15 protein-coding genes are annotated in these 18,362 nt (G+C 71.1%); 6 read left to right on the top strand and 9 right to left on the bottom strand.

Annotated features, from left to right (window positions below; all coding sequences use genetic code 11):
• Positions 1-9 precede the first annotated feature (9 nt).
• The 5 genes from ACFXKG_RS16930 to ACFXKG_RS16950 all read right to left on the bottom strand — a co-directional run bounded on the left by ACFXKG_RS16930 (position 10) and on the right by ACFXKG_RS16950 (position 5,652).
• A complete protein-coding gene (locus ACFXKG_RS16930; RefSeq protein ID WP_384838759.1) occupies positions 10-1,809 on the bottom strand; it encodes an ABC transporter ATP-binding protein in 1,800 nt (599 codons plus the stop codon).
• Between the two features lie 48 nt (positions 1,810-1,857).
• Complete coding sequence (locus tag ACFXKG_RS16935) at positions 1,858-3,291, bottom strand: MFS transporter (protein ID WP_384838762.1); 1,434 nt, start codon at positions 3,289-3,291, stop codon at positions 1,858-1,860.
• Positions 3,292-3,430: 139 nt separating this feature from the next.
• The gene (locus tag ACFXKG_RS16940; protein WP_384838765.1) at positions 3,431-4,207 is read right to left on the bottom strand and encodes a phytanoyl-CoA dioxygenase family protein; all 777 of its coding nucleotides are present in this window, start codon (positions 4,205-4,207) and stop codon (positions 3,431-3,433) included.
• Positions 4,208-4,403: 196 nt separating this feature from the next.
• Positions 4,404-5,042: a TetR/AcrR family transcriptional regulator gene (locus ACFXKG_RS16945; protein WP_384838768.1), complete on the bottom strand. Its 639-nt coding sequence runs from the start codon at positions 5,040-5,042 to the stop codon at positions 4,404-4,406.
• A 259-nt stretch (positions 5,043-5,301) separates the two neighbouring features.
• Positions 5,302-5,652, bottom strand: a complete 351-nt coding sequence (locus ACFXKG_RS16950) for a response regulator transcription factor (RefSeq protein WP_384838771.1) — start codon at positions 5,650-5,652, stop codon at positions 5,302-5,304.
• A gap of 929 nt (positions 5,653-6,581) precedes the next feature.
• On the opposite strand from ACFXKG_RS16950, the gene ACFXKG_RS16955 reads away from it, so the two are divergent.
• Together ACFXKG_RS16955 and ACFXKG_RS16960 are read left to right on the top strand one after the other, a co-directional pair.
• Positions 6,582-8,036 carry an MFS transporter gene (locus ACFXKG_RS16955; RefSeq protein WP_384838774.1) on the top strand — a complete coding sequence of 485 codons (1,455 nt, stop codon included), beginning with the start codon at positions 6,582-6,584 and terminating at the stop codon, positions 8,034-8,036.
• 808 nt (positions 8,037-8,844) lie between these two features.
• Complete coding sequence (locus ACFXKG_RS16960) at positions 8,845-10,023, top strand: cytochrome P450 (protein ID WP_384838777.1); 1,179 nt, start codon at positions 8,845-8,847, stop codon at positions 10,021-10,023.
• Between the two features lie 70 nt (positions 10,024-10,093).
• Here ACFXKG_RS16960 and ACFXKG_RS16965 read toward each other — a convergent pair whose 3' ends face one another.
• The 3 genes from ACFXKG_RS16965 to ACFXKG_RS16975 form a co-directional block, all read right to left on the bottom strand.
• The gene (locus tag ACFXKG_RS16965; RefSeq protein WP_384838780.1) at positions 10,094-12,337 is read right to left on the bottom strand and encodes a PQQ-binding-like beta-propeller repeat protein; all 2,244 of its coding nucleotides are present in this window, start codon (positions 12,335-12,337) and stop codon (positions 10,094-10,096) included.
• A gap of 129 nt (positions 12,338-12,466) precedes the next feature.
• Positions 12,467-13,123: a response regulator gene (locus ACFXKG_RS16970; protein ID WP_384838783.1), complete on the bottom strand. Its 657-nt coding sequence runs from the start codon at positions 13,121-13,123 to the stop codon at positions 12,467-12,469.
• Complete coding sequence (locus ACFXKG_RS16975) at positions 13,120-14,355, bottom strand: sensor histidine kinase (RefSeq protein WP_384838786.1); 1,236 nt, start codon at positions 14,353-14,355, stop codon at positions 13,120-13,122. Before ACFXKG_RS16975 ends, ACFXKG_RS16970 begins: the two co-directional genes overlap by 4 nt.
• 315 nt (positions 14,356-14,670) lie before the next feature.
• Here ACFXKG_RS16975 and ACFXKG_RS16980 point away from each other — a divergent pair, with 315 nt between their 5' ends.
• The 3 genes from ACFXKG_RS16980 (at position 14,671) to ACFXKG_RS16990 (ending at position 17,205) form a co-directional block, all read left to right on the top strand.
• Positions 14,671-15,657 carry an ABC transporter ATP-binding protein gene (locus tag ACFXKG_RS16980; protein ID WP_384838790.1) on the top strand — a complete coding sequence of 329 codons (987 nt, stop codon included), beginning with the start codon at positions 14,671-14,673 and terminating at the stop codon, positions 15,655-15,657.
• Positions 15,654-16,676 (top strand): ABC transporter permease, encoded by a 1,023-nt coding sequence (locus tag ACFXKG_RS16985; protein ID WP_384838793.1) that lies wholly within the window; start codon positions 15,654-15,656, stop codon positions 16,674-16,676. Before ACFXKG_RS16980 ends, ACFXKG_RS16985 begins: the two co-directional genes overlap by 4 nt.
• Before the next feature lie 88 nt (positions 16,677-16,764).
• Entirely contained in the window at positions 16,765-17,205 is a 441-nt protein-coding gene (locus ACFXKG_RS16990; protein WP_384838796.1) for a hypothetical protein, read from the top strand.
• Between the two features lie 182 nt (positions 17,206-17,387).
• Here the strand turns inward: ACFXKG_RS16990 and ACFXKG_RS16995 are convergent, their stop codons facing one another.
• Positions 17,388-17,810 carry a secondary thiamine-phosphate synthase enzyme YjbQ gene (locus ACFXKG_RS16995; RefSeq protein WP_384838799.1) on the bottom strand — a complete coding sequence of 141 codons (423 nt, stop codon included), beginning with the start codon at positions 17,808-17,810 and terminating at the stop codon, positions 17,388-17,390.
• A gap of 92 nt (positions 17,811-17,902) precedes the next feature.
• Here ACFXKG_RS16995 and ACFXKG_RS17000 point away from each other — a divergent pair, with 92 nt between their 5' ends.
• Entirely contained in the window at positions 17,903-17,986 is an 84-nt protein-coding gene (locus ACFXKG_RS17000; RefSeq protein ID WP_382893431.1) for a putative leader peptide, read from the top strand.
• Positions 17,987-18,362 lie beyond the last annotated feature (376 nt).

The raw sequence follows: 18,362 nt of genomic DNA on the forward strand, positions 1-18,362 counted from the left end.
TTCAGCGGGTCAACGGTTCAGCTGCTCGGCCGCGCCGGCGCCCGATGCGGCGTAGGCGGCCCACAGCTCCTGGTAGAGGCCTTCGCGGTCCACCAGTTCGGCGTGGGTTCCGCGCTGGCCGATACGTCCCTGTTCCAGTACGAGGATCTGGTCGGCCTCGACGATGGTGTGCAGCCGGTGCGCGACGAACAGCACGGTGCGCCCGGCGACCAGGACCGACAGCGCGTCGTAGATGCTCGCCTCGGCCTCCGGATCGACGAACGCGGTGGCCTCGTCGAGCACCAGGACCGGTGTGTCCGCGAGCAACGCCCGGGCGATGGAGAGGCGTTGGGCCTCGCCGCCGGAGAGCCGGGCGTCCTCGCCGACCACCGAGTCGTAGCCCCGGGGCAGTTCCACGATGCGGTCGTGGCAGCGGGCGGCCCTGGCCGCCGCCTCCACCTCGGCCGTCGACGCGTCGGGGCGGGCCATCCTGATGTTGTCGGCGACGGTGGCGCGCAGCAGACGGACGTCCTGGAAGACGAAGCTCACGTGGCGGTACAGCTCCTCCGGGGCCATCTCGCGTATGTCGACTCCCCCGATGGAGACCGATCCGCGCTCCGGGTCGAAGAACCGCGGAAGCAGGGCGGCCATGGTCGACTTGCCCGCGCCGGAGGGGCCCACCAGAGCGGTGACGGTGCCGGGTTCCAGGCTGACGCTGACGCCGCGCAGGACCGGCTCCCCCGGGGTGTAGCCGAAGGTGACGTCGCGGAAGTCCACCCGGTGCCCGGACGGCCGCCGGGGAACCTCCGGCTCGGGCAGGACCGGTGTGTTCAGGAGCTCCGTGACCCGGGCCGCGGCCTGCCTGGCCTGGCCGAGGGCCTGCGGCGCGTAGGTCACGACGACCAGGGGCGCGGTGATCGCCAGCCCCAGCAGGACGAAGGGCAGCACGTCGACCGGCCGTGCCCAGCCGGCGGCGACGAAGAGCGTGCCGCCGCTGAGGGAGGCCAGCAGCATCGTGGCCGGGCAGACCAGGGCGTACGCGATCGAACTCAGCCGCAGGATGGGGCCCTTGACGTCGCTCAGCGTGGCCATGTAGTCGTCGACGGCGCCGGTGTACCGGCCCCAGGCCCGGTCCCGCTGGCCGAACGTCTTGATCACGGCGATGCCCTGCACGAACTCGATGACCGCCGTGTTGACCCCGACGATGGCACGGCCCAGCCGCTCGCCCTGCCGTCCGCTGCGGCGGCCGGTCATCCGGAACAGGACACCGAACAGGGGCATGGTGACCAGGGTGATCAGGGTCAGCCGCCAGTCCAGGGCGAACAGGTAGGCCAGGGCGGCGACCGGGGTGACGACCGCCATCGTCAGATCCGGCATCGAGTGTGCGACGAGGTAGTGCAGCGACTCGACGTCGTCGGCGAGGGTCTTCTTGACCGTCGCGCTGTTGCGGGAGGTGAACCAGCCCAGCGGCAGCCGGCCGAGCCGCCGGGCGATCCGCCGCCGGAGGCGGAGCTGGAACTCCATGTCCGCGTCGTGCATGAGGAGATAGCTCAGGGCCTGGGCGACGAACCGCACCATCAGGGCGACGGCGGCGACCAGGACCACCCGTCGGGCCCGGTCGCCGTCACCCGACAGCAGCGCGGTGGCCAGCGGATAGATCGCGATGAACGAGCCCAGTGAGCTGATCGCGGCGACGCCTTGCAGCACGATGCCGAGAATCAGCCGACCGCGTACCGGCCGGAGCAGCACACCCAGTGGGCCGCCGGTCCGCCCGTGTCCGTCCGTGACCGGGTCGTCGTTCTCCATGGTCTCCCCGCCGCTCGTTGCCACCTGGCCGCCTCCTCGTAACCATGGCCGCCTTCGGCGGCGCGTTAGGGCCTAACCCGCGGTGGTGCGCCGCGGCCGGCTCATGACGACGATCAGTGCCGCCAGCAGCATCAGTCCGCCTCCGGCGAGGAACGCCGCGGCGTAGCCGTCCGTGACGGCCTCGTTGCCGCGACCGCCGTCGGCGACGGAGATCGCGACCACGTTGAGGGCGGAGATGCCGATCGCGCCGCCGATCTCGCGGGTCGCGTTGGTCAGCGCGCTGGCCACCCCGCTCTCCTCCGGTGCGACACCGTCCAGCGTGAGCCGCATGACCGTCGTCATCGCGGCACCGATGCCGAGTCCGATCAGGAGCTGCGAGGGGAACACGACGGTCCAGAAGCCGGTGTCCGGCTGGATGGTGCCGGTCAGGGCGAACCCCGCCGCGCTGAGCAGGAGTCCGCCGAGGGTGACGGCGCGTGCGCTCATCCTGGAGAGCAGCCGCCCGGTGGCCAGCGCTCCGAAGAGGACTCCGGCGCCGATCGGCACGAAGGCCAGTCCGGTCATCAACGCCGAGTATTCCCGCACCAGTTGGAGGAAGTACGTGAGGAACAGGTAGTACGCGTAGAGCCCGCTGGCGATGAGAACCACGACGAGGTAGCCGCTGCCGCGCACCCGGTTCAGGACGATGCGCAGGGGCATCATCGGTTCCGTCGACCGGTGCTCGATCCAGACGAAGAGGGCGAGCAGGAGCAGACCGGCGCCGCAGAACACCAGCGTGGTGGTACCGAGCCAGCCGACCTCGATGGCCTCGGAGATGCCGTAGATCAGCGAACCGACGCCGATCGTCGCCGTCAGGGTGCCGGGCAGATCGTACCGGGCGGACCGGGCCGCCTTGCTCTCGGTGAGTCCGCGCATCGCGGGTCCGAGAATGAGCAGCACCACCGGAACGTTGAACCAGAGGCACCAGCGCCAGGACAGGTATTCGGTGAGCACCCCGCCGAGGATCATGCCCACGACTCCGCCCGTGCCGACCGCGGCCCCGAAGACGCCGAACGCCTTGGCGCGTTCCGCGTCCGTGGTGAACATCGTGGTCAGCAGGGCCAGCGCGGCCGGGGCCAGGAAGGCGGCGGACACGCCCTGCGCGGCTCGGGCCAGGAGCAGCATGATCTCGTTCACCGCGAAACCGCCGACCGCGGAGGACGCCGCGAAACCGATCAGTCCGGCTATGAAGAGTTTCTTCCGTCCCTTGAGATCGCCCACCCGCCCACCGAGCAGAAGGAACCCGCCGAAGGTCAGGGAGTAGGCGGTGACCACCCATTGGCGGCTCGAGTCCGACATCTCCAACGCCGACTGTGCGGACGGCAGGGCGATGTTCACCACCGAGGCGTCGAGTACGACCAGTAACTGGGCAGCGACGATGATCCACAGTGCCCTCCAGCGCCTGGGATCACCTCCGTCGGCCGTCGGGCTGCCGGCGCCGGACGCGCGGACATCGGAGTGTGACATCGGACCTCACTTGAGTTGGCGGGCGGCGCGTGTGACCGCAAGGCGGCCGGAAGCCCTGGCGGCTCCGCCAGGAGGCTTCCGGCCAACGCCGCGAGCGTGTGTGCGGGGCGGTGCGAGGGGCAGAGCCCGAGGACAGGTCCTAGGCTCCGACCCGGGGGTACAGGTCGTCCGGAAGTCTCTGACCGGGTGTCAGTTCTCCCGGCACGTCGACTCCGGAAACCGGGCGGTAGGTCGCCTCGGCGTCGATGAGAGCCACGACGTAGGAAACACGTTGTTCGTCGGTGGAGTTGGCCGCGGCCATATGGCCCGTACGGCCGTGGTGGAACGTGCAGTCGCCGGCCCGCAGCGGGACGGTGACCCGGGTGTTCCAGTTCAGCCCCGGCCAGTGTTTGAGCATGTAACCGTCGGGGTCGGCACTCAGCGCCGGCAGTCCCACCCGGCCCGGACCCGGTCGATCGTGGGAGCCGGCCAGGAAGGTCATACAGCCCCGCTCGACGGTGACGTCCACCAGCGCCACCCAGGCCGTCAGGCTGACCCGGCCCTCGAAGGGCAGGAAGGTCTCGTCGTCGTGGAGATTGGTGCGGGCGCTGCGACGCGGCTCCTTGAGGAGTACGTCGCCACGCCACACCCGCAGCGGCATGCCCGCCAGCCGTTCGGCGAAGGCGCCGATGCGCGGGTGCAGGGCCAGCTCCCGCAGCGGCCCGTCGGCGCGCCAGACATGCTCCGTGGAGATGATCCGGGTGCCGCCGGCGTCGTCGGACTTGCTGTGCGCGGACAGGGCGGCGAGCGAGGCCGTACGGAAGCTGTCCACCTCGTCCGCGGAGAGCATCCGGGGAACGTGGGCGAACCCGTTCTCCCGGAAGGACTCCACGGTCCGCCTCGGTATGTCGCGGGAAGCGGGGCAGTGTGCGCTCACGGTGTCGATCCCCTCCGGCCGCTGGGACGAACCAGGTCGTCAGCGGCCCAGCCGGGCCCAGTGCAGGCAAGTGGTCGGTGATGGCGCCGCCCCTGCGGAGACGGGTCAACCACCCTGTGACACTTACTTTATAACACGGTGTCGGAAAGTTGCCGAGCCCTGACCGCAGGGCGTCCGACGGCCCTGCGGAACAGACTCAGCCGCGGCGGGCGGCCACCCCGTCGAGGAAGAGATCGAGCTTGCGCTCGAACCAGGCGGCGGGCGAACCCTCGACGGCCACGCCCAGCACGCCGCGCAGCCGCGAGTCGAAGGTGTGCATCCACGGGTCGATCAGCTCGCGGCGGCGCCGGCGCACGGCCTCGATGGCCGCCGCGGCACCGTCGTCGGACTCGGACCCGTCGCTGCCCTGCGGCAGTACGGCGAGGAACGCCTGGGTGACCAGCTCCGCAAGCATGTCCATGACGAGGACGGAGTCCTCGGGCGAGAAGCCGTATTCGAGCAGCGCGACCCCCGTCCGATTGTCGCGCCCCACCAGCGCGGGGCCGGTGAGCCGGAGCCCTGTGATCTCCTGCGCCAGTCCGGGCCGCGCGGCGTACAACCGCCAGTGCGCCCACGCGGTCGCCGTGAGGAAGGCGCGCCAGTCCTCCTCGGGTTCGGGCCATTCGATCGCGTGAACGGCGTGGTCGGCGGCTGCCGCGGCGAGCGCGTCACGGCTGGCGAAGTACCGGTAGAGCGTCGAGTGCGAGATACCGAGGCGCTCGGCGACGGCCGGCATCGTCAGACGCGCGAACCCGAGGCCCAGCGCGGCACCGATGATGGCCTCCCGGTCGGCCATGGGCGGGCGCCCCATGCGTCGCGGACGTGAGTCCCTGGTGGTTGCCCCGGTGTCCCGCGTACTCATGAGGGGGAGGTCCCTTCTGTCGATTCCACCCATGGTAGAAAAACAGCCGCGGGATCCTCGAACCGCCGGGACAGCGGGCCGGGCCGGCGGTGCCGGCGCCCCGCCCGTCAGCCGGGCGGCGATACCGGCGCCTCGCTCACCACCCGTCAGCGGCGCCTCACCAACCTGGCCCCCTCCCCGGCGGGCCGTCCGCTCACCGCAGGGGCCGCTGCCCCTCGGCCAGTCCGCCACCGGCGACCGGTTCGCCCTCGTGCTCCCGGCGCCCCTCCCCGCACTGGCGACGCCTGCGCTGGTCGCACGCGCAGGCCTCCAGAAGGAGCGATGCCCCCAGTTGGCTGGAGCCCCGAGTGCCGCCTTCCAGAAGCCATTTCGCCACGATGGCGGCCCTGCTCCGGACTCCGTACCGGTCGTAGAGGCGCTGCAGGTGCGAGTCGACGGTCCGGACCGACATGCCCAGGCGCTCGGCTATCTGTTTGTCGCGGTAGCCCTCCGCGATGAGTAACAGTATTTCCATTTGCCGTGTACTGAGCTGCATCGTCGTCATCGTGATCCTTAGCTAGAAACACCGCAGGGATTGATCAGTGAATGGCGCTGATCTGTTTCTTGTCGCCCAGGTCTCGGAGCGGCTGACGCACGACCGCCTACGTGGCGGAAAAATGACTTGTCCACGCCGGACAGGAACCGTCATGATTTCTCTACGCAGTTGACTCCGTCGTGGACGGGATGTTGCGTACAGCGGTCCACATCATTGACATCGTTGACGTACGGCGGATGACTGTCATCGGAATAGGGTTCCCGCTGTGCGGTGTCCGGTCAACCAGAATCCATTTCGAGCGACGTTATCGGGCATGTGTAGGAACGTTAGGCTGCCCTACCTTCGAGGTCAAGATCTCGCCGCCACCGGACGGCCGCCGCGGATGCGAAGTCGCGTGCGGATCCGATCCGTTCACCGCGGAGAACATCCACCAATGTTCGGATCGCCGCTTCGAACACCCCGGAACTGGGTAATGAACATTCCCCCGCGGCACCGCGGATATCCGGCGATCACCCGCCCCGGGCGTCGCCCCGGCTCTGCGGCGAGGAGAGCCCGGGCCCCTCACGGCCAGAGTGACCGCGCGCCGGATCCCGGGACCCGAGGGCGGCGCCATGGCCGAAAACCAATGCCGCCGCGAGCGGATCCCCCTGCCGCCGGCGCCCATCCGCCCCTGCTGCCGCTCCCGGACGGACGCCCCTCCGGGAGACCCGCCCCGCTGCTCCTCCGGCAGCGGGCGCCGTCCCGGCACCCCGCATCGCGGCCACTGCCCGGGCCGCGGGTACCCACCCCCCGTATTTGGCCGGGTAACGTATTGCGGTCGGTGACGGCCCTGCATAGCGTCGTAGGGTGCTGATCATTCACCCACGCCACGGGCGCCGCTGCCGCCGCTACCGCCCCAAAACGCCTATCGCAACGCGGTGTTGCCCGGACCCATCGTGATGACAGCGCCCTCGGGCCCCGGGGCCCCCGACCGCCGGCGGGCCGCCCTCGTCGTCCTGTGTTTCGTGCAATTCATGCTTGTGCTGGACGACACGGTCGTCAACGTGGCGCTCCACAGCATCCAGAGCGACCTCGGCTTCAGCACCGGCAACCTGACCTGGGTCGCCAACGCGTACTTCCTCGCCTTCGGCGGGCTGTTGCTGCTGTGCGGCCGCCTCGCCGATCTGGTCGGGCGCCGCCGGATCTTCCTCTGGGGCGTGACCCTGTTCGGCGTGGCGAGCCTGCTCTGCGGAGTCGCCCAGGAACCCTGGCTCCTCGTGACCGGCCGGTTCGCCCAGGGCGCGGGGGCGGCCATGGCCAGTCCGGCGGCCCTGGCACTGATCACCCTCCTCTTCCCCGGCCGGGAGGAACGCGCCAAGGCGCTCAGCATCTGGGGTGCCATCGCCGGGCTGGGCGGCACGACGGGGGTGGTGATCTCCGGAGCGCTGACCGGGCTGGCGTCCTGGCGCTGGATCTTCCTGATCAACCTGCCGGTGGTCGCCGTGACCCTGGTCCTGCTGCCGCGCCTGGTCGGTGAGAGCCGTACCGACCGCCCCGCCCGGCTGGACGTCCCCGGCGCGGTCCTGGGCACCGGTGCCATCGTCTCCCTGGTCTACGGCCTCCTGCAGACCGACACGTCGGGCTGGACCGAACTCGCGGTACTGGGGCCGGTGCTGCTCGCGGTCGTCCTGGGCATCGCCTTCGTCGCGGTCGAGGCGCGCACGGCGGAGCCGCTCATTCCCCTGTCGTTCCTCTCCGTGCGGATACGTGCCGTCTCCAACGGCGCCGGTCTGCTCTTCACCGCGGCTTTCTTCTCCCTCTCCTTCCTGCTGATGCTGCATCTGCAGACCGTGCTGGGGTACGGCCCCCTGGAGGCCGGGGTCGGCTATCTGCCCTACGGTGCGGGCATCCTCACCGGTGTCTGGTGCTCCTCCTGGGTCGTGGTCAGGTTCGGGCTGCGGTGGACCCTCGTGCTCGCGTTCCTGATCGGCGCGGGCGGACTCCTGCTCCTGTCCGGGGTGTCGGCGGACGACGGTTACGTGACCGGCGTGCTGCCCGGCATGCTCGTGGTGAGCTTCGGGTCCGGTCTCGGTTTCCCCGCCCTGGCGATCGCCGGGGTCCACGGCACCGACGAGGAGAACGCCGGCCTCGGCTCGGCGGTCCTCAACTCGGTCCAGCAGATCGGCGGCGCCGTGGGACTGGCCGTCCTGGTCACCGTGGCCACGCGGCGCAGCGAGGAGCTGACCGGGTCGGTCGGCCCGCTGCGCGCGGCGACGGAAGGGTTCTCGCACACGCTCACCATCGCCGCCGGGCTGCTCGCCCTCGGCGCGGTCCTCATCGCCGTACTGCTCGCCGGGGACAGCGCCGCACGGCCGGGGACCGACAGGAAGGAGGCCTCACGGGAGCCGGCGTAACAGCGGAGCCGATGGCCGGACCCCGCCCCTCCCGCGAGCCGGTCCGGTCCGCGCCCGGAGGCGGCGGGAGCGATGGAACGACGAGGGCTCCGACGGATGGCCGGTGGGCGGAAATCCGCCGAAAGGCGGTGGGATCCGGGAAAGAAAAAGGCGCCCGTCGCGGCCGGTCGGCGGCGGTCAGGGTCGTACGGGAAAGGCCGAGGCCACTCCCCGTTTCCACCCCTCGCATATCGCGCCGCGCTCCACCGAATTCAGCTACGCGATGTGGCGGAGCTTCCGGGAATCCGCCCGCGCCGCTCCGGCCGTACGACTCCGCTCGAAGAGCCGGCGGAATGGGTTGGGCGTTCCGCGTCCGGGCCGCGGAACGGCGATTCCGGCTGCCCGTGGGCCGCGTCCCGATGATGCGTCGACCACAGCCATGGCCGCCCCGGCAAAGAGCGATGCGACAGCGGGAAGCCGGAGAACGACGGGCTCACCTACCGGCGCGGCCCGGATCGAGGAGGCACTTCTCATTCCCCCGCAGGCGGTCGATGGGAATCAATTGCGCACCGGGCATGAGGATCAGATGGACCGCCGGCATCTCCCGCTGCCCCTTCAACACCGGGCAGTCGCGCGACACGGCAACGGCGCGTCGCGGAAATCCCTTCGTTCTTCGCTCCCCGAGCACGCCCCGGAAAAGGCTCCACGCCGAGAATCCCGAGAATCAGTGGTATCTCCCGCTCTCCCGCTGTCCCGTTGTCACGCGCACAGCGAGAACGCCCGCGTGTCGCGACCACTCCCCCGCCGGAACCAGTTGGAGCCTGACACCATGAACAGCCCGCTTCAGGACCCCCGTTCCCTGCGAGACCCCTACCCCGCCTACGCGGAACTGCGATCCACGTGCCCGGTGCAGCACGTCCCCACCGGCTTCGGTGGACACGGCAGTTACCTCGTCACCGGATACGCCGAAGCCCGGCAGGCTCTCGGTGACCCGCGGCTCTCGAAGGACACCGCCGCGTACTTCGCCGACAAGCCGTCACCACGCCGTCTGCACCCCGCGGTGGCGCAGACCATGCTGGCCACCGATCCGCCCCGGCACACCCGGCTGCGCCGGCTGGTGACCAAGTCCTTCACCAGCGGCGCGGTGGCCCGGCTGCGCCCGTACATCGCCCAGGTGACCGACGCGCTGCTGGACCGCTGGCCGGCCGGCGGTGAGGTCGACCTCGTCGCCGGCCTCGCCGTACCGCTGCCCGTCACCGTGATCTGCGAGCTGCTCGGAGTACCGGAGACCGGTCGGCCGGACGTCCGGCGCTGGTCCGCCGAGCTGTTCGCGGCCGGAGAACCCGATCTGATCGACGCCGCCTCGCATTCCCTGGCGAACTACCTGACGGAGCTCATCGCCGCCAGGCGGCAGCAGCCCGGCGAGGCACTCCTCGACCGTCTGGTCCCGGCCGGCGACGGCGAGGACCGGCTGGGCGAGGACGAACTCGTCTCCCTCGCGGTGCTGCTCCTCGTCGCGGGACACGAGACCACCACCCACTTCCTCGGCAACGCGGTCCTGGCCCTGCTCCAGCACCCCGCGGAGCTGGAACGCCTGCGCGCAGACCCCGACTTCGTCCCGGCGGCCCTGGACGAGCTGCTCCGCTTCGACTCCCCCGTCACCATGGCCACCTTCCGCTACGCCACCGAGGACCTGCTCCTCGGTGACACTCCGGTCCTGGCCGGCACCCCGGTGCAGGTCTCCCCCGGGGCCGCCAACCGCGACCCGGAACGCTTCCCGGCACCGGACCGACTCGACCTGGACCGTGACGCGAGCGGCCACGTCGCCTTCGGCCACGGAATCCACCGGTGCCTCGGCGCACCCCTGGCCAAGGCCGAGGCCGAGATCGCGCTACGGGCGGTCCTGACCCGCTTCCCCCGGCTCCGGCTCGCCGTCCCGCCGGATCAACTGCGGTGGCGCCACACCCGCCTGATGCGCGGGCTGGTCTCCCTCCCCCTGCTCACCTGAGCCAGGGGCGGAGGACGGTGCCGATCAGTGTGGCGACCGGGCCGTGGAGCATCGGGACGGCGTCGCGCCGTCAGCCCGACGTCGGCGGCTTCCGCGCGTCGAAGGCGAAGAGAGTGTTGTTGGCCGCGGCCACGATCACCGCATTCCCCGCGACGGTCACGCGCGGGCTCGCGCCCGGCTCGCCCGTCAGACCATCGGCCCGCGGATCTGTCGTCCACAGAGGTTTGCCGTCGCGCGGCGACAGCGCGACCACCCGGCCGGTGGCCGAGCTGAAATACAGGGCGCCGGCTCCCGCCACGGGACCCGACGCGCCCTCCACGCCCGTCTGCCGGGACCACTTCTCCCGGCCCGTCGCGGGGTCGAGCGCCGTGACGAGACCGATCTGTCTGCTCACGTAGAGGGTGCCGTCCGCCATGCCGGGCGTCCCCGGGTAGGTCCTGGCCAGCCGGGAGTACGTGACCTTCCGCAAGGCCGGGTCGACCCGCGCCACCCCGTCGTAACCGGCCCACCCCGTTCCCTCCATGCGCACCTGAAAGAGGACGAGCCTGCCATCGGCGACGCCCATCGGCACGGCGGGGCCGTCGACCGCGATGGGCCTGCCCAGGGTCCCCGAGGCGCGGTCGACCGTGTACAGGGTGGGGTGGCGCACCTCTGAGGCAGCCACCTCCGCATTCGTCGCGCACATGGCGAAGAGCTGCTGGCCCGCCAGGACGGGAGCGCACTGTGTGCCCGCGGGGAACGGCGTCTTCCAGGCAACCCTGCCGCTGTGGGCGAGCCGGGCCTCGAAGCGGGAGTTGGAAGCGTCGACCGTCACCACGGTGGAGCCGACCACAACGGCGTCCCGCGACCGGCCCGTGACGGCCGTCGACTGGGCTCCGGACGGGACGGACCACAGCTCCCGGCCACTGTTCGCGTCGATGGCCACCACCTCATGGGGAGGGTCCTGCGGGGCGTCCTCGGCGGCCACGCGGTAACCGAGCACCGTGTCGCCGGTGGCGCCCACCAGGTGCATTCCCTGGACGGGGACGCCCGGACTCTTCGCCGTCCACACCCGCGAGCCGTCCGAGGCCTTGACACGGGTCGCGACAACACCGCCGCCCCCGCAGAACAGCGCGTCGTCGCGCGCCACGCAGCGCAGCTCGTCGGGAATGTCCGCACGACCGCCCGGCACCGTCTCGTGCCACGGCTCGAAGCCGTCCTGCAGTGCGGCGCTCGGCGCTGCGGCGCCGGTGCCCTTGGGGCTGCCGCTGTCCGCCCCGAAGCCGCCCGACGTCAGGACCGCGACGCCCGCGCCGATCGCGGCCACCGCGACCGAGGTCGCGAGCACGGGCCGCCATCGGCGACGCAGACGGCGGCCGAGGGGAGCGCCCGTACTCCGTGTATCGGGACCGGCCGGGGCGGTGGTCGCGGCAGTCGGCGCCGGGGTGGCCGGCACCGCGAAGTGGTGCTGGGTGTCCATGTTGCGGGTGCGGCCCGCGCCGGCCCCGTTCGCGTCGGTCCCGCCGAGGTCGGCCGGCAGGTCCCGCAGCAGCACGAGGAGTTCGTCCGCCGAGGGACGTCCCTCGACCTCCTTGACCAGGCACGACTCGACGACTGTACGCAACGCCACCGGCACGGCACCCAGCGAAGGCTCCTCGTGCACCACCTGATACGCCGTCAGGTAGGGGCTGTCCGCGTCGAAGGGCCCGTGGCCCGTGGCCGCGTACACCAGCAGCGTCCCCAGCGAGAAGACGTCGGACCGCGGCCCCACCCCACGCGGCGCCTGCAACTGCTCCGGCGACATGAAGGGCGGCGTACCGATGACCCGCCCTGTCATCGTCAGCGTCTGCTGGTCCACGGCGCGCGAGATGCCGAAGTCGATGACGCGCGGCCCTTCGGGCGAGAGCACGACGTTCGAGGGTTTCAGGTCACGGTGGACGACCCCCACCCGGTGGATGTCGCGCAGCGCCTCCGCCAGCCCGATGGCCAGCCTCCTCAGCTCCGCTCCGTTCAGCGGGCCGTCCGCCGCGATGTGCTGGGCGAGGGTCGGCCCCTCGATATAGGTCGTCGCCATCCACGGCTGCTCGGCCTCCGGGGCGGCGTCGACCACGGCCGCGGTGAACGCTCCGCTCACCCGCCTCGCCGCCGCCACCTCCTGCCGGAAACGGATGCGGAACTCGTCGTCCCCCGCGAACTGCTGGTGGATCAGTTTGATCGCGACAGGCCGCCCCGAGCTCGTACGGGCCAGAAAGACCGTGCCCATGCCCCCCGAGCCGAGCCGCGCCTCAAGCGGATAACCGCCGATCTCGGCTGGATCACCTCCCCGCAGCGACACTCTTCCCTGACCTCTCGTCCCCCGTGCACCTCTGTCACCACGGGTTTGCCTACCTGTCCTGCATACAAACTAGTCGCAGGTCGGTACGGCAGAGCAAAGAGGGTGCCGAAGCGGGAGGACCGCGCCCTCTCACCCTCGCCCGTCGACCAGGCCGGATTCCCAGGCCCAGGCGGCGATCTCCACCCGGTTGCGGGCGGGCAGTTTCATCTGCACGTTGCCGAGATGGGTCTTCACCGTGCCGACCGAGATGGTCAGCTCGGTGGCGATCTCGGCGTTGGTCAGCCCTCTGGCCACCAGACGTACGAGATCCTTCTCCCGTGCGGAGAGCGCGGTGTCCGGCTCCCGGGGCGCGGGTACGGCGCTGTTGAGGCGCCGCAGCAGCCGTACGGTGATGGCCGGGCTCACCAGTGCCTCGCCGGAGGCGGCCGCTCTGATGGCCTCGACCAGCAGGGCAGGGCCGGAGTCCTTGATCAGGAAGCCGGAGGCGCCTTCGCTCAGGGCGCGCTGGACGTACTCGTCGTCGTCGAACGTCGTGACCACGACGACCTTCGGTGGATTCACGGTGCCGGGGCGGGTCAGCCCGCGCAGCGCCTCCAGCCCGTCCATGCGGGGCATGCGGATATCCATCAGCACCACGTCGGGCCGGTGGCGCTCGGCGAGTTCCAGGGCGTGCACCCCGTCCGCGGCCTCCCCGACGACGTCGATGTCGTCCTCCGCGCCCAGGATCATCGCGAACCCGGCGCGGACCATGGCCTGGTCGTCGGCTATCAGTACCCGGATCGTCATGGGACCGCCACCCCGGCCGTGGACACCGGGAGCGTCGCCTCGACGCCCCAGCCGCCGCCCGTCACCGGGCCCGCCTGGACGCTTCCGCCGATCAGGCCCACCCGTTCGGCCAGTCCCTTCAGCCCGAAGCCGCTGTGCGAGACGTGGCGCGGCCGTCCGTCGTCGCTGACCCGTACGGTGAGCCGGTCTCCCGAGCGGTCCACACGCACCCGCACCTCGGTGCACCCATGGGCGTGTTTGCGTACGTTGGTGAGTGCTTCCATCACCACCCGGTGCGCGGTGGTGGTCACCTCCACCGGCAGGTCGTCGAAGCCCCCTTCCAGGTCGAGCCGGGCCCGGGCGCCGCCGACCGCCGAGAACTCCTCGACCAGCGAACGCACTTCACCGATGCCCGCCAGCGGCGTCAGCGCCACTTCTCCGTCGGCGTCGCGCAGCATCCCCACCATGCTCCGCATGGAGGTCAGCGCCTCCGAACCCGCCTGTTCGATCCGCCGCAGCGCGGGCGGCACCAGTTCGGGCCGTCGGTCCGCGATCGCCTGGGCGCCCTGTGCCTGTACGACGATGCCGGTCACATGGTGGGCGACGAAGTCGTGCAGGTACCTGGCGAACTCCGTCCGCTGCTCCAGCCGGAGCGCCGCCGCCTGCCGCCGCCGGTCCGCCAGCAGCAGACGCATCCCGAGGCCGATGCCCAGCGCCGTGACCGCTCCCAGGGCGAGGAGCAGCGCCATGATGGTGGTGGACTGCCGCGCCGAGACCGACACCGGCCGCAGCACGATCGCCAGGAACAGGACGGGGACGGCCACCGCCGCCCACGACGGCGCCCCGCGTCGGGCGATGACCAGCAGGAGCCACGCCAGAGCCGCCGGTTCGGCGAATCCCAGCGCCTGCGAGCCGGCCGACAGCTCCAGGTGCAGCAACACCGAGAGGCACAGCGACCCGACCGCCAGTGTGCAGCCGGCTGCCGGCAGCGCCCGGCCGCCGAGCCGTGGAGAGGCTACGACGAGTGCGATGCCCAGCAGGGCGCCTCCCAGCTTGGCGGGGCCCAGCGCGGAGGGGCCGTGGTCCCGGATCGAGTAGAAACCGCCACCCACCCCGTCCAGCACGACGAGGCCGACCAGGGCCACGAGCAACACCAGCCGGACGGTGACGGGCAGCACCTGCGGATGACCGTTCTCCCGTGTGGCCGCGGTGGTGGCCGCCGCTGTGTCGGCCGTTCCCAGCACCTCTCTCACCGTCCTTCCGCCGACCGGCCGAAAGTCGGAGCCGGCCGCCCATGATCTGTCTTTCGCCCGATCCGCCGCGGGGCGCGGCGGCGAAGAATCATCTCCACCGGGCGGCGTTCGCCGTTCATCACCCACGGAGGATGTCACGATCGCGGCCGACCCCACCTCGATGCGGAACCCCCGGTCGGCGGCGTCCGCCTCGGTGACAGAGCCGCGCACACCGCCCGCGTAGGCGATATCGCGTCCCGGCGGTCGACCGCGCACACAGCCGGCCCCTCCCCCCACGCACAGGGCCCGCCCCTCCCCCACGCAAAGGATCCACAGTTGAATCACGCAGAGTCGCACCACGGAAGCGGAACGGAGTTCGCGCACCCCGCCGGCAGGAACGCGATCGAGGCCCAGGGCCTCGGCAAGAAGTACCGGCGCGGCTGGGCCTTGCGAAACGTTTCCTTCCGGCTGCCCGCCGGGCGGGTATGCGGCCTGGTCGGCCCCAACGGCGCCGGCAAGAGCACCCTGATGGGCCTGGCCAACAACATGATCCGGCCGACGACCGGTGCCCTGCGGGTGTTCGGCTCGGCACCGGGGTCGACGGAGGCGGTGCTGCGCACCGCGTTCCTCACCCAGGAGAAGCCGCTGTTCCGGCGCTTCACCGTGGCCGAGACCCTGCGGCTGGGCCGCGAGTTCAACCCCCGCTGGGACCAGGGGGTCGCCGAGGGCATCGTCCGCGCGGGCCAGGTTCCGCTGGAGGCGAAGGTCGGAACACTGTCCGGCGGGCAGCGCACCCGCGTCGCCTTCGCCCTGGCCTTCGGGAAGCGTCCTGATCTGCTCATCCTCGACGAGCCGATGGCCGATCTGGACCCGCTGGTCCGCCGCGAGCTCATGAGCACACTGACGGCGGAGGCCGCCGAACACGGCACCACGGTGCTGGTCTCCTCTCACATGCTCGCCGAGCTGGAGCACATCTGCGACTACCTCCTCGTCATCGCCAACGGTGGGCTGCGGCTCGCGGGCGAGGTGAGCGAACTGCGCGCCGCACACGCCCTGATCGACGCCCCGGGAGACGGCACCTCCCCCGCCGTCACCCCGCACCAGGTCATCGAGTCCCGCCGCGGCGAGGGCCGGCCGGGTGTCCTCGTGCGCCTCGGCGCCCCGATCCAGTACGGCGGGCAGGCCGAGCCGCCCACCCTGGAGGAGCTTCTGCTCGCCTATCTGCGGTCACCCGACGCGCCCCCGCTGATCACCCCCGGTGCCCGGGTCGGCGACATCCACGACATCATCACCCGCGACCGTACGAAGGCTGTGACGGCATGACCACGCTCACCCGCGACCCGGCCCGTACGACGCCCGCCGGATCCCTACGGGACAGCTGGATCCCCCGGCTCGGCGGTCCGGTCTGGCTCGTCTGGCGCCAGCACCGGGCCGCGTTCTGGACGCTCATCGCCGTCACCCTCCTCGGCGTGCTCGCCATGCTCCACCTGCGCGGGCAGATGATGGACCACCTGGCCACCCAGGCGCCGACCGCTCGGAGGTCCGGCGGCCTGCCTCCCGAGTTCGAGACGTACGTCGACCGTCTGCTCAGCATCGGCAGCTACCTCAGCTACATCCCTGTCCTGGCCGGCGTCCTCCTCGGGGCTCCGCTCATCGCGGGCGATCTGGAGTCCGGCACCGCCAAACTGGTGACCTCGCAGTCCGTCAGCCGACTGCGGTGGCTCACCATGAAACTCGCCGTTCCCGCCACGATGCTCACCCTGTCGACCGGCGTGCTCACCGCCGTCCTCACCTGGTGGTGGAACCCGGTCAAGGGACTGTCCAGCGGCCTCATATGGACCGCCTTCTTCAGTGTCACGGGGGTCGTACCGGTGGCGTACGCCCTGCTGACGTTCACCGTGGGCGTGGCGGCCGGCCTGCTCCTGCGCCGCACGCTGGTATCGATGGTGGTCACGCTCGGCATCGTCGTGGCGATCGGGTTCATCTGGAGCGAACTCTGGCGGAACCTGGGACACGTCATGTCGATCAGCACCGACAAGGGCGTCGGACCCGGCAACGTACCGCCGGAGCTGCCCGACCAGGCGGAGCAGCTAGGACAGGGCACCTACTTCCTGACCAGCTCCGGAGACCGCCTGGACTGGGCCACCTGCCTCGACCGGATCGACAACGACCGGGCGCACACGGCCTGTCTGGAGTCCCAGCACGTCGTCGGCTGGTCCATCGACTACCTCCCGGTCGACCAGATGCAGACGATGCAGTGGCTCGGAGCGGGCATCATGCTCGCCATCACCGCCGCCCTCGTCACCTTCATCATCACCTGGGGCCGCAAGCGACTCCTGTGACCTCCTGGCAGGAAGGACGTCAGGGCCCGGCTCCCAGGAGTCGGGCCCCGTCTGCGGCAACACCGGCCGGGCAGGCTAGTTTGCTCGGATGAGTCTCCTTGATGATGTGGCCGCGCGCGACGGCTGGCGGTGCTGGGTGTGTGACGAAGCGGTCGACCCCGACGAGTCGGTGAACGACCCGCGGGGGCCCAGCGTCGACAGCCGGACCACCGACCGGAAGGCCAAGATCGCCGAGCGGCTCGCGCACCGCGGATGCAACACCCGCAAGGGCGCGGTCAAGGTGGTCATCGCCTGGCCGGAGCACCTGTACGTGGTCGAACCCGCGCCGTTGATCAGCGTTGCCGGCAGGCTGGAGCGCAAGGGGGGCCGCGAGATGGTGGGCCGTTGTCCGACCAGGCGGGACGCCCAAGAGGCGGCGGATTGGCTGGTGGACCGGTTCTCCCGACTGGTACCGGGGCTGCCGGTGACCGCCGACATCGAGGCGGGCGGCGGCCAGTTCCTCGTCATCCTGTCCGCCGGCCGCCGCTGACGGGTCACCGGCGCACACTCGCGTAGAGCTGGGCGGTCGGCCCACACCCACCTGGGCTGGCACGAGCTGACCCGCATCGCGTGCTCCGCGGCCTGGAGCCTTGAAGGAGCAGCTATGGCACAACCGGCGGCCACAGGAAGCTCTGCTGCGTCCTCCCGTCCACAGGGCCACCGACGCGACTGCTAACCGAAGAAGCTCAACCGGACTTTCCGGTCGGTATTGCTGGTGTTCGTGTCGACCAGGCAGACCGACTGCCAGGTGCCCAGCTCCAGTCGCCCCTCGATCACCGGCAACGTGGCGTGGGGTGGTACGAGGGCGGGGAGGACGTGGTCCCTGCCGTGGCCCGGGGTGCCGTGGCGGTGGTGCCAGCGGTCGTCGGCGGGGAGGAGGGTGCGCAGGGCGGCGAGGAGGTCGTCGTCGCTGCCCGCGCCCGTTTCGATGACCGCCACCCCGGCGGTGGCGTGCGGAACGAAGATGTTCAGGAGGCCGTCCCTGCCCTGAGCCGTCTCCCGGAGGAATGCGGCGCAGTCGTGGGTCAGATCGGTCACCCTCTCCTCGGTGCCGGTGGTGACACTGAGGACTCTGGTCGTGAACGCGTGAGACATGCGCCCATCGTGCCAACTGTCGGACGGGAACGCGCGTCCGCGTGCCGAGACACCATTGACCGGATCCGGAATCTCTCGCTACGTTCTGCGCCATGTCGCGATCAGCTCTGCTCACCACGCGCGGTCACATCGACCTGCTGCGGGTGGCCTCCGCCGCGTGTTGCCGCGGCCGCTGACCCCTTCCCGGCTCCGGCGCCCTTCTTTCCCGAGCCCCCGCGTCATCCCGCCTTCCCCATCGTCCACCGGCTGACCGTGCCGTAGCACCGACGTGCGCGAACGGCCGGGGCGGGGTCCTGACGCCTCCCCCTACCCTCGCTCCCCTCCCTCTGCTCTGTCGCTGCCCGTGGAGCCGCCATGACCGTCGATCACGCACCGCCGGACATATCCACTGAATCATCTCATCCACCGCCTGTTCCGGAGACCGTGACCCCGGTTGCCGCACAGGGTTCACGACAGCGCTCCGTCCCCCGCCGGCTGCGCCGTGCCGTCAGCCCGCTGCTCGGCGGGGTCGTCGGCGTCGCGCTCGCGCTGGTGCCGGGGCTCTCCCGGCTC

It is taken from the genome of Streptomyces sp. NPDC059255 (assembly GCF_042752355.1).
Classification (GTDB): Bacteria; Actinomycetota; Actinomycetes; order Streptomycetales; family Streptomycetaceae; genus Streptomyces.